This window comes from Sphingomonas echinoides ATCC 14820 (genome assembly GCF_000241465.1).
Classification (GTDB): Bacteria; Pseudomonadota; Alphaproteobacteria; order Sphingomonadales; family Sphingomonadaceae; genus Sphingomonas; species Sphingomonas echinoides.
Genome location: NZ_JH584235.1, coordinates 2178888 through 2190484, shown reverse-complemented (window position 1 = coordinate 2190484; position 11597 = coordinate 2178888). Strand labels below are relative to the sequence as shown.

Sequence of the window (11597 nt, the reverse complement as noted above, 5' to 3'; positions counted from 1 at the left end):
CTATTCTTCCTCGCCCGCGCCCTTGCCGAGTTCGGCCTTGAGCAGAAATGCGTTTTTGGTTGCGACTTGGCTGCCTGCCGCGAGACCCTTCAGGATCTCGACCCGGCCGTTGCTGCGTTGTCCGATCGTGATGGTCTGAGCCTTGAAGCCCCGCGCGGTCCGCACGAACACGATGTCACGCCCCTCGAGCGTCTGCACCGCATCCTCCGGCACCACGATCGCATTGCTAGTCGTGCCGCCTCCGCTCGGTAGGAGCCGCACGCGCACCGCGAGCCCTGGCTGAAGGCTGCCCGTCACATCGAGGACAGCAGTCGCCGAGCGCGTGTCATTGGCGAGGCCAGGCGTGACGGCGCGCACCCGTGCTTCCACGGTTCGGCCGTCGGGCAATTCGATAATCGCCCGATCGCCGGGCGATAGCCGCTGTGCATCGGTCGGTCCGACCGCGGCCTCGACCTGTATCTTCGACGCATCGGCGACGCGCATCAGCTCGGTCTCGGGCTGGACAAAGGCGCCCAAGCTTACGTTCTCCGAGGTAACGCGGCCGGAAATCGGGCTGGACACCAACACGCCGCGGCCATCGGACGTCACCCGTGCGGCCCCTGCCGCCACGCTGGCGCGGCGCGCCTCAGCCACAGCAGACGCGGCCTCGGCTTCTGCCTGTTCAAGCTCGACCCGCGCCGAGACCTTCTGGCGGAATAGATATTGCTCGCGGGCGAGTGCCTTTTGCGCCAGCGTCGATTTCGCAGCGGCAGCTGTGCGATCGGCAGCAAACTGCGCCGCGTCCCGGCTTTCGACGACGGCGAGCGTTTCGCCGGCACGCACCGGATCACCGAGCCGCTTCATCAATCGCGTGACCGCGCCGCCTGCGCGGGCGGTCACGATCGCTTCGCCTTGCGGTGATGCGCTGACTGTCGCCTGCGCTACGATTTCCGCGCCGAGCCCGCTGGGATTGATCGTCTCGACGGCAATACCGGCCTGCTGGACCGCTTGCGCGGTCATCGCCACCGTGTCGGGGTTTTTTTTCTCCTCTTTAGGGGCGGCGGTGTTGCCGCTTGCCGCTTCGGTCGCGGCAGGTTCACTCGCGGTCCAGCGTGCGATCCCGAAGCCGCCAAGTGCGGCGACGATCGCGACAGCCGCCGCACCGCCAAGAAAGCGCTTATCGTTCATCATCGATCATCTCCGGAAATCGTCGGGGCCGGCGTCGTGAGCCGGTCGAGCCGGGCCTGCGCGTCGTGGTACGCCGCAAGCGCATCGACGTAGGTCTGGCGGGTCTGTGAAAGCGTGCGCTCGGCATCGAGGAGCGCGATCTGGTCGAACTTGCCCTGCGTCCAACCGATCCGCGCTATGCGGGCGGCCTCCTGTGCCGCCGCCAGTCCCGGCCCGCCCGCCGCTCGCGCGGTCGCAGCGGCGTTCGCCACTTCGGTTTGTGCGCTAGCGATCTGTTGCCGGGTATCGATCACGGCGAGGTTGCGCAGCGCGATCGCCTGCGTCTGTTCAGAGCGTGACTGCGCCACGAAGGCGCTGCCGTTGTTGAAGAACGGGATCGGGATCGAAATGCCGACGACCGCGGCGGTGTCGTTGGTCGCCGCCAGTCGGCGGGCGGAGGCGCTGACCGTTACGTCAGGAACCCGCAACGACCGAGCCACGCGAACCTGCGCATCCGCGGTGCGAACATCCGCTTCCGCAGCAACCAAGGCGAGCGTCCCATCAACATCGACGGGCCGGGGCGGTCCGTAATCAGCGATCCGCTCGAACCAGGCGCGATCGAGTGGGCCCATCACCGGCACCGACAACAATGTCTCAAGGTTTGCACGCGCCGCCTGTGCCTGCCGGGCCGCGATATCGGCTGCGACCTGCGCATTGATGCGCAGCACATCGGCGCGCTGTTGCTCGATCGGACCTACATCGCCGGCCTTGACGCGCTCGCTTGAGACCCGGAACGCGTTGTTGGCGATCCCTGCCTGCTCGCTCAGCACTTCGGCACGGCGCTCGGCGGCGGCGGCTTCGATATAGAGCTGCGTAATCCGCAAGCGGAGATCCGCCTTCGCGATTTCAGCCTGGACTTGCGCGCGACTGAGGCGTGCGGTTGCAAGCGCGACACGCGCTGGCCGCTTGCCGCCCAACTCTAGCGGGAGCGCCACGCCAACCGTCGTCTCGGAGCTTCGCAAACCCTTGTAGACGCCGGTCCCCGCAAGATTCTCAACCTGCGCCTGCACTTCTGGGTTGGGGCGCAAGCCTGCGACACGCCGCGCCGCGGTCGCGGCATCGACGCCGGCCGTGGCCGCCGCGATCGACGGAAGTGGAGCCGATCCGCTCCCCCCCGATGCCGCGCCGTTGTCGAGGACGGCCGACGGGATGGATGGCATGCCGCCCGCAGCGAGAGCGTTCTCGAGCGAGAACGCATCGGCCGATTGTGACGAAGTGGTCGCCGCCGGAATGCCGGGCGGCGTTGTTGTTTGCGCCCCGGCCGCACCGGCAAGGGACGCCGCGACCATGACGGCCGCGATTGTACGATACATGGATGATAACTCCTGACGAACCGGGTTCGCCCCGCGCGGCAATTGCCGGCGAGGTCAGCGGATCCTCAGGCTTGGGGAGGCCTCAGCGCCGGATCGGCGGTAGAGAGCGGCCGCATGGAATGACTCGCGAAGACGGGGGCGACCCGAAGATCGCGCGTCAGTGCTGCGTTGGTAGCCTTGACCGGCGCTGCGACGTGATCGCCATGGCAACCACCGTGATGATGAGGATAGCCCTTGTCGCTATCAGAAGGCACTTGGTCGGCGTCGCCAGGTACATGGCCTAACGCAACTTCGTCCACGCGCGCCTCATGGGATGAAGCGCTAACATCCGGTCGCTCCAGCACATGCGCAGTCGCCGTCGTTCCCAAGGAGAGGGCGATCGTCAAATACGCAAGGATGTTCAGCAGGCGTCGCACGGATCACGCTCTAACAGGAACGCAGGTAACGGGCTAGTCCGCTCGTCGCATGAAGAAATAAAGCCGTCATCGGAAAGTCTGCAATAAAATAGGACGTGCCTTGCGCCATATCGGGATCGCCTCGGCACGCACCCACTCGCCTAGGAATATACACGCGCGTTCGGGCTGCATCAGCCGGTGGCCGCAGCGGCTCGGCGCCGGTTGAGGATGAACCCGCCGATTACCGCGATGAACATCAGGAGCTGAGCCGCCATCGATTGCAAGGTCGGGAAGATACCGAGCATAGAAACGCGGATCCCGCCGCCAAGCGGCGCAATGTCGATGATGCCGGCTTCCTGTAGCGCCGACACGCCCTTGCCGGCGAGGACTACGGTGAGGATGGCCATCAGCCAAGCACTGTAGGCAAAGAATTTCGCGATCGGCAGGGCGCGGCTGTAGCGCAACATGGCCCAGGCAATGAGCCCGAGCAGAACGACCGCCGAGCCGGCGCCCGCCAACATCATGCCGCCATTGCCCTGGGTCCAGAGCGCGGCATAGAACAGCATCGTCTCGAACACCTCGCGATAAACGACGATGAAGGCCAGGCCGAACAGGAACCAGGCCGACTGCTTCGACAATGCGTGCGATATCTTCTCGCGGATGTAGCGCTGCCATTGGTCCGCCTGCGCCTTGCCGTGCATCCAGATCCCCACGGAGAGCAGGACGACAGCCGCGAACAGCGACCCGAACCCTTCGGTAAGCTCCCGGCTCGCGCCGCTGATCCCGATCGCATAGGTCGCGATTCCCCATGTGACCGCGCCGACTATGAGCGCCCCGATCCAGCCGCCATGGACATAGGGCAGCACTTCAGGCCGCTCGGCCTTGCGGAGGAAAGCGATCATCGCGACGACGATCAGCAGGGCTTCGAGCCCCTCGCGCAGCAGAATGGTGAAGGCGCCCAGGAAGGTCGATGCGCTGCTCGCTGCGTCCGGGGACAATGCCGCGTCGGCATCGTCGAACAGGCCGTCGAGCACCTGGACGCGCGTGGCAACCTCGTCGGCGGGGCGACCTTGCTGGAGTGATGCCCGAAATTCGCCCATGGCGCTTTCGATGTGCCCCATGAGCGTTGCGTCGCGCGCGGTCAGCATCGGCTCGAGTGGCTCGAAGCCATCGAGATAAGCCGAAAGCGCGAGTTCCTGGGCAGCGTGACGGTCGCCACCGCGGTACGCGGCAAGGCTCCGTGCCAGTTTTTCGCGCGCGATGGTCAGCGAGCCGGGTGCCTGCCGGATCACCGCGTCCGGGTGACGGCGCAGATAGGCGATCACCGCGTCGGCCTTGGCAGGTCCGATCGTCTTGGCAAGCACCTCCGGGGTCAGTCCCGCCAGTGTTGTCAGGTCGGGGATCATGTGCCGCAGGCCGGGATCGGATTTCCACAGCCGCTCGCCCTGGCTTGCAAGGGCGTCGGGAAAGGCAAAGCGACCGGCATAGAAGGCCAACGCCCAGCGATCATCGCTCGGCAAGGTCGCAAAGCTTTGCATCGCCGTGCCGTCGATGCCCTGGTCGATGACCTGGTACAGCGCGAAGGGACTGCGTTGCCGCGCGCGCGTTATTTCGCTGAAGGCGATCGGCGGCGTGGTGAGCTTCGCCGCGTCGGGGCCATGCCCATCCCCGGTCATGCCGTGACAACTCGCGCAATTCTGCGCGAACAACGTGGCGCCGCGGGCGAGGTCGGGCGCCTTGCCCGGCGCGAGCGGCACGGGATAGGCCTTGAGCAGATCGGCGGCGAGGCCATGGGCGATGCGGGCGACCTCTTCGGGCGTTCCCTTCGCGGCGATGACGCCCTGAAGTCGAGCTGCGCCCGCGATCAGCTTCCCGCGCGCCGGCGTGGGCGACAGCGTCGAAAGGCGAGTCGATACCGAGGCCGCGAATTCGGTCATCTCGGCATATTCGGAAGGACTCTTCACCCGTCCGCCGCTGACAGCACCGCCATAGTCGACCGCCATATAATCAAGTAGCCGCCATGCCGTCTGGACGTCGGTCGTTTGGGCATGGGCCGCGACGCTTGTGCCAAGGGCAAACAAGAGGGCGCCGAGCACCGCCAGCGCGCGGCGCAACGAGACCGTCCGCAAGAGAATCGACAAAGGGCTGTTTGAAGGCGTAAACATGCGCAACGTCTACACCCTCTAGCCGCTAGAGGGTCAAGTGGTTTTGCGACTTGTTTGCATTAGCTGCTGGCAATTGCGAACGGTGGTATCATCAACCGCCCTGCTCAGCTGAACGTGGCGGAATCCGGCGCCAATGTCTCGATGATGCGGCACTCGGAAATAGTGCCCTGTCCGCACTGGACAATCACGTTGCTCAACTCGGACCTCAAAGTATTCAGATCGCGGAGCTTTCGGTCGATTTCGGCGAGATGCTCCCGCGCGATCGCGTCCACCGCCTTGCAAGAAATATCCTTCTGGTCGGCGAGCTTGAGCAACTCCTGAACCTGGTCGATCGAGAAACCCAGCGCGCGAGCCCTGCGAATGAAACTGAGCCGTGCGAGATGTTGGGCGGTGTAGGCGCGATAGTTGTTCTTTGTTCGGGCGGGCGCCGCCAACAAGCCGATGCTCTCATAATAGCGGATCGTCTCCACCTTGCTGTCGGTGGCTTTGGCGAGACTCCCGATGCTGAGCGGCTCGGTGGACATATCGTTTGACCCTCTAGTGACTTCAGACTGTATAGTGGGTGTCATGTCGAAAAGTCGAGGTGACGCAATGTTCGAGCAGACCGGGACGAGCCCCATAGCGATAGGGCGCCGGTGGCGCTTCAAGGTCCAGGGGCTAGACTGCCAGAATGAGGTTCGATTGCTCAGAGAAGCGCTTATCCCACTCGTTGGAGATGAGCGGTTTTTGTCGTTCCAGCCGAAGCTTGGCCTGCTCGACGTCGATGTCGCGTCCGGCCTCACAGTCGAAGCCGTGATCGCGGCCGTATCGACCACCGGGATGACCGCCGAGCTAGATGGTCAGAGCGGTATCTCAAAAGATGCCGCAGGAGCCGACGGTTGCAGAAGCTGCTCGGGTGAACCGGCGCCCGTTGCCCAGGCTCTCCCGGACCATCCGGACGGCGTCATTTTCGAAATCCATGGCATGGACTGCGGTGACGAAGTCGCGGTGCTCAAGCGCGAACTCGGTCCGATCGTAGGGCCGGAAAATCTGTCGTTCGATCTCATCAACGGTCGCATGTCGATCGCGAGCGGTGCCGATCTCTCTCTTCACGCCGACATCCTAAGGGCAGTCGAACGCACGGGGATGCGCGCCGAACTGTGGAAAGAAGGCGAGCGCAGTGCCGGTGCGCCAGAGGAGCAGCGGCGACGCCGGGTTCAGGCCGGGCTGACCATCGCAAGCGGCGCTTTGGTCCTGGTCGGTTTTGCGATTCACGCGCGCGCAAACGGCTTCGCTGCGGTACTGCACGAGAGTCTGGCGCGCGAGGCGCACCCCCCGGTTCTGGCGATGCTCGCTTATTCCTTGTCGGTCCTGTCGGCAGTTCGATACGTCGCACCCAAGGCGATCCTCGCGGCGCGGCGACTCCGGCCGGACATGAACCTGCTCATGCTGGTCGCGGTGGCGGGTGCCCTCGGCATCGGCCAATGGTTCGAAGCGGCGACTGTCGCATTTTTCTTCGCCCTTGCGCTGGCGCTTGAGGCATGGAGCCTGGGACGTGCCCGCCGTGCCGTCGCCGCACTTATGGAAATCGCGCCGGATTCTGCCCGGATACGAGATGCGGCAGGCGTCGAGAAGGACGTACCCGTTGCCGAAGTTGCGGTCGGAACCCATGTGATCGTTCCCCCGGGCGGAAAGATACCGCTCGACGGCTATGTGGTTGCGGGGACGAGCGCGGTCGATCAGGCGCCAATCACGGGCGAAAGCGTACCCGTTACGGTGACGCAAGACGCGGTGGTCTATGCCGGGACCATCAACGGCATGGGCGCGCTCGAGATCGTAACCACCCGGCCAGCCTCCGACACCACGCTCGCGCGTATCGTGCGCATGGTCGGCGAGGCGCAGAGCAAACGGGCTCCGAGCGAACAGTGGGTGGAACGCTTCGCGCGGATATACACGCCGGTCGTGATGGCGCTTTCCCTGGCGGCATTCCTCGTGCCGCCGCTTCTGCTCGGGGGAAGTTGGGCCGCATGGTTCTATCAAGCGCTGGTGTTGCTCGTCATCGCCTGTCCCTGCGCCCTGGTCATCTCGACCCCTGTCAGCATAGTCGCAGGATTGACCGGCGCGGCCCGGCGGGGCGTGCTGATCAAGGGAGGTGTCCATCTGGAAACGCCTGCCCGCCTCACGGCGATTGCGATGGACAAGACCGGCACACTCACGCTTGGCCGCCCCAAGGTGATCGAAATCATACCGATCGGCACCCGGAGCGAATCTGAGTTACTGTCATTTGCTGCTGCCGTTGAAGCCCGCAGCGAACACCCCATTGCGCGCGCAATCCTCGCCATTGCAGCGGAGCGCGGCATAGACGTGGTCCCCGCGAAAGACGTGACGGCTGTCCCGGGCCTAGGGGTTGTTGGCAAGATCAATGATCGCCACGTCTGGGTCGGTTCTGCCATCTATCTTGAACAGAGGCTCGGCGGCGGCGACAGCGAAAAACTGACAACCGCCTTGAAACGTATCGCTGGAGCCGGACTGACTGGAATCGCGGTCTGGGAATCCATGACAGTGATCGGGTTGATCGCGGTGGGTGATGCGGTGCGACCTGAAGCAAGACTAATCGTTGCACAATTACACGCCCTTGGCATCGCTCAAGTGGTCATGCTCACGGGAGATGCTCGCGCGCCGGCCGAAGCGATCGCGCATGAAACCGGCGTGGATGAGGTTTACGCCGAGCTGCTTCCCGAACAGAAGGTCGAGGCGATAGAAAGACTGGTGGCGCAGCACGGCCTTGTTGCCATGGTCGGTGACGGCGTCAACGACGCGCCGGCGATGGCGCGGGCGAGCCTCGGCATCGCGATGGGCGCGATTGGGAGTGATGCGGCGATCGAGACGGCCGACATCGCACTGATGCAGGACGATCTCTCCCAGCTACCGTGGCTCATTCGGCACTCACGAGCGACACTCACCATCATCCGGCAGAACATCGGCTTCTCGCTTGCGGTAAAGCTCGTCTTCGGGGGGCTGACGCTGCTTGGAATGGCGTCGCTCTGGGGCGCGATAGCAGCAGATGTCGGAGCATCGCTCCTGGTCGTGCTCAACGGGCTGCGTCTTATCGATCGCGACCAGCAGGCGCGATAGCCCGGTTACCGAGCGTCCCGAAGCCACGATCTTCGCTCTTCCATCCCGCAAAGGACTACATTGATATGGCCGGCCAATGTACCGCGAGCATCGACACGGGCTTTGTGACATTGGGCTATGCCAAGGTCGCCCTATTGGGCGTGGTGCAGGGCATTACCGAACTTCTGCCGATTTCGTCGACAGCCCATATGCGCGTCGTACCTGCCGTGCTGGGGTGGCGAGATCCGGGTTCGGCCTTTTCGGCCGCGATGCAGCTTGCGGCGCTCGCCGCCGTTATCAGCTATTTTTGGCGAGACGTTCGCCGTCTTGCGGTCGGGTCAGTGTCGGCGATCAGCCGCCGCGAATTCGCCGATCCCGATCTTCGTCTGGCGACCTGGATCGTGCTGGCAACGATTCCTATCGCGCTGGCGGGCGCGTTACTTTCGAGCAGCCTCAATACATGCAACTCACCCCTTCGCGCATTGCCGGTGATTGGCTGGGCGTGCATCTTGATGGCGGTGCTGATGGCGCTCACCGAAATCCTGGCACGCCACCGCCGCAGCGTCGAGAATGCATCACTGGTGGACGCGCTGCTCGTCGGCCTGGCCCAGGTCGGAGCCCTCATCCCAGGCGTCTCACGCTCCGGATCGACTCTCACCGCTGCGCTCGCACTCGGATTTAAGCGTGAAGAAGCTGCGCGCTTTTCATTCCTGTTGGGCATCCCGGCTATCGCTCTCGCCGGATTGAAGGAATTGTGGGAGCTGCACAAAGTCCACCTCGACATGCACGGCTGGTCCATTCTGGCGGTCGGCCTTGGCGTCGCAACCGTTTCAGCATTCGCGGCGATCTGGGCGCTAATGCGCGTCCTCGAGCGCTTCTCCGCCTGGCCCTTCGTCATCTATCGCGGAGTGCTTGGCGTTCTTCTGGTCATCGCGACCACCAACGCCTGGCTAGTCTAAGCGTCAGCCTCCCAACACATCGGGAAATTGGCATGGCAATGCCTCGTCGACGCATCGCGATGCCTATGCCTATGCCTATGCCTATGCCTAGGAGGTTCACCCAATCTGGTATCAGGCGAATGGTCGTGCAGCTCAGTCAGATGTAGCCACAGTCCGATAGATACTAGATTTCGGCGACGATGAGAGGCGCCGTGACAGGTTCGCCGCTCTTGCAGCAACATCGATCAAATCGTGCTCAATTGGTAGCAGACAATGTTGTGATCAACGGGCATCCGACCTGATCGCCGACGTCGCAGGCACGAACGGTGTCGGCGGAATGGCCTTTGAACGCCATGGTCATTGCTGGCCAGCCCACCGCCAGTATCGGCCGATGCTGGATCGTGAGCTTGTTCGCCTTGGTATCGATCGCGGTGATGACATCGACACCCTGCCCCGTCGTGACGGCAGGCGCCTTCTTGTCCATGCCCGCCATACCGGCATGCCTTTCATATCTCCGCTCATGGATTGAGCGAGGGCCGGACCGGCGGAAGATGGCGGCGGTACGCAATGCGATGCGTAGCGCTCTTATGATGACTTCCTTTTGCTGAGAGGTTGGGGTCGTTTTGGAAGATGGACGTAGCGGCTTGCGCAGCAACAGCGGCTAAGCGGCCGCCAAAACGAACATTGACACCGGCGAGGCTGCCAGCATGCCACCGACTGAGTATGGCGATCCGGCTCATCACCTCCAAACCAGCGCCAGTCCCGAGCAGGACCTGTAGCTTCCCATTGCTTTCGTGTCGAGCTGCTCAGTAGTAGTCGGCAAGCTTTAGAACCCGCGTCGTTCCGTTCGCGAGCTTAAGCGTTACCCGGCTTCCTGCGGGGCCGTAGCGCCATTGCCAAAGCAATCCCCGCGTATAGGAGCTGTCGATAGGACGACCGTCCACGGCTACAACCTGCTCACCGACGGCCCACCCCGCCCGATCCGCAGGGCTGCCGGATGCCACATGCACGACAGTCAGGTCAGTAGTGGAGGCGGCGAGGCCGAGGCCGCTTCGATCCTTCAGCATCGGCAGGCGCGCCCGAGGAGGGGCGGAACGCAACCACAACTGTCCTTGAGACACGTCCAGTACGATGTCGAATTGTCCGAGCAACGGCATCCCCACATTCCCTACCGTGCTCACCGAGGTCCACCGATCAAGGGCGAGCGCCGGAACTAAGGCGCTCGAGAGCGCGCCCAGGCTCACCTTGTCGGCAACGAAGGCCTTGACGATTTGCACTCCCTCGACCCCGCCAAGGGCGGCGGTGGAGACGGTCTTGCCGACGAGAACGGAGTGCGCCTCGATATAGGCGGAGGATAGCATCAACGCCGACGAACTGCCGAAATCGAGCATCAGCGGCACCGGGTCCAGTCCGGCGATGGACGCGAGCACAAACAATTCCCGTTTGGCCCCGTGCCCGAGCGGAAGTACAGTCCATTCCGGACCCCCCACAAAGCTGGCGGTCTTCTCAAATGCAAACCGCCGTGTCGTGAAATCGAGCGCCAGGCAGCCACCCGCTAGTACGTCTGACCCGAGGATCATGTCGATCGGCCGACCAAAGGCGGCCGAAACCGCCCCCAAGTCTGCAACGACTGCGGAGGGGAGGACGGTAGCATGAGTGTCCAGCATCACCGCGACATTACGGACCAGACCAACCGGAGCCTTGCCGCCCAGGCCGTTGATCCGTCGCGGCTCCAGGTTCGTCAAGCCAAGCTTGGCCGCGAGCGGTTTGCTGATAATTGACGCGCCGCTTCCGCTGTCGAGCACCGCGTCGATTGCTACGCCGGACACCTTGGCCGGCACGATCAGCGTGTCGCCGGTTGCGACTTCTATCGGGCGCCAGACCGGAGGCGTAGCGAAGCCGCCCCAAGACCGACCCCGCTCGGTCCTCGCTGCCAATAGAGGAAGCGGAATGCTCGTCATGAGCCCGGCCCCGAGCCACATGATCGCCGCCCGCCGGTCAGCATGCCAAATCGTCTTGATTTCTTCCCAGGGTTCCACCGAATTTCCATTCGCTTCTCACGAGTCGCGGAGAGGTTCGAGCGTTGCTACATGCTCCAGCCGCTCGAGGATCAAGCCCCCCGACCGAAAATGATACGGCCATGCTGCGGGTTTAGCGATCAGAAGCGTTTCGAGAAGCCCGCCGCGAGAAAAGGATGAGGTGGTTTTGTGCCGGCGGCACCCGTCCCGACGCTAAGGTCAATCTGTATATCGTGCCCGATGATGTACGCGGCCCCAACGTCGAAGATCAACGAAGTACGTCCATTCTTCTCCTCGGGATATTGAAGCCCGGTGTCGACGAAGAAATTCAGGATCTTGCTCGGATTGTAGTTCAACGTAGCTGCGAACAGTCCGGCGGCATAGGAGCGCTTCGTGTCGTCCTCGTACACCGCCACGCCGATGTTGGGGTTCAATGACCATTTGTCGACAAAATTCCAGTCGGCCGCCA

At 63.5% G+C, this 11597-nt stretch carries 10 protein-coding genes; 2 read left to right on the top strand and 8 right to left on the bottom strand.

What is annotated here, in order from left to right:
- The 5 genes from ON00_RS10240 to ON00_RS10225 form a co-directional block, all read right to left on the bottom strand.
- The gene (locus ON00_RS10240; RefSeq protein WP_010405569.1) at nt 1-1167 is read right to left on the bottom strand and encodes an efflux RND transporter periplasmic adaptor subunit; all 1167 of its coding nucleotides are present in this window, start codon (nt 1165-1167) and stop codon (nt 1-3) included.
- Nucleotides 1167-2519: a TolC family protein gene (locus ON00_RS10235; RefSeq protein WP_010405568.1), complete on the bottom strand. Its 1353-nt coding sequence runs from the start codon at nt 2517-2519 to the stop codon at nt 1167-1169. Before ON00_RS10235 ends, ON00_RS10240 begins: the two co-directional genes overlap by 1 nt.
- Before the next feature lie 65 nt (nt 2520-2584).
- Nucleotides 2585-2935 (bottom strand): hypothetical protein, encoded by a 351-nt coding sequence (locus ON00_RS20195; protein WP_081988561.1) that lies wholly within the window; start codon nt 2933-2935, stop codon nt 2585-2587.
- 170 nt (nt 2936-3105) lie between these two features.
- Entirely contained in the window at nt 3106-5043 is a 1938-nt protein-coding gene (locus tag ON00_RS10230) for a cytochrome c/FTR1 family iron permease (protein WP_029622657.1), read from the bottom strand.
- 140 nt (nt 5044-5183) lie between these two features.
- Nucleotides 5184-5603, bottom strand: a complete 420-nt coding sequence (locus ON00_RS10225; protein WP_010405566.1) for a MerR family transcriptional regulator — start codon at nt 5601-5603, stop codon at nt 5184-5186.
- Nucleotides 5604-5670: 67 nt separating this feature from the next.
- Here ON00_RS10225 and ON00_RS10220 point away from each other — a divergent pair, with 67 nt between their 5' ends.
- Nucleotides 5671-8193 (top strand): heavy metal translocating P-type ATPase, encoded by a 2523-nt coding sequence (locus tag ON00_RS10220; protein WP_083834094.1) that lies wholly within the window; start codon nt 5671-5673, stop codon nt 8191-8193.
- Nucleotides 8194-8297: 104 nt separating this feature from the next.
- Nucleotides 8298-9131: an undecaprenyl-diphosphate phosphatase gene (locus tag ON00_RS10215; protein WP_245535632.1), complete on the top strand. Its 834-nt coding sequence runs from the start codon at nt 8298-8300 to the stop codon at nt 9129-9131.
- Nucleotides 9132-9366: 235 nt separating this feature from the next.
- Here the strand turns inward: ON00_RS10215 and ON00_RS19850 are convergent, their stop codons facing one another.
- From ON00_RS19850 to ON00_RS20885, 3 genes are all read right to left on the bottom strand, one after another.
- Nucleotides 9367-9603 (bottom strand): copper-binding protein, encoded by a 237-nt coding sequence (locus ON00_RS19850; RefSeq protein ID WP_010405563.1) that lies wholly within the window; start codon nt 9601-9603, stop codon nt 9367-9369.
- A gap of 313 nt (nt 9604-9916) precedes the next feature.
- Nucleotides 9917-11149, bottom strand: coding sequence for an aspartyl protease family protein (locus ON00_RS10205; RefSeq protein ID WP_010405562.1), 1233 nt, complete (start codon nt 11147-11149; stop codon nt 9917-9919).
- Between the two features lie 119 nt (nt 11150-11268).
- Nucleotides 11269-11597 (bottom strand): transporter (locus tag ON00_RS20885; RefSeq protein ID WP_010405561.1); only part of this gene is annotated, 329 nt, incomplete at its 5' end.

Coding starts and splice junctions, on each gene's coding strand:
- ON00_RS10235 (WP_010405568.1), bottom strand. CDS start 2,519: ATGTATCGTACAATCGCGGCCGTCATGGTCGCGGCGTCCCTTGCCGGT.
- ON00_RS19850 (WP_010405563.1), bottom strand. CDS start 9,603: ATGGCGGGCATGGACAAGAAGGCGCCTGCCGTCACGACGGGGCAGGGT.
- ON00_RS10225 (WP_010405566.1), bottom strand. CDS start 5,603: ATGTCCACCGAGCCGCTCAGCATCGGGAGTCTCGCCAAAGCCACCGAC.
- ON00_RS10220 (WP_083834094.1), top strand. CDS start 5,671: ATGTTCGAGCAGACCGGGACGAGCCCCATAGCGATAGGGCGCCGGTGG.
- ON00_RS10240 (WP_010405569.1), bottom strand. CDS start 1,167: ATGAACGATAAGCGCTTTCTTGGCGGTGCGGCGGCTGTCGCGATCGTC.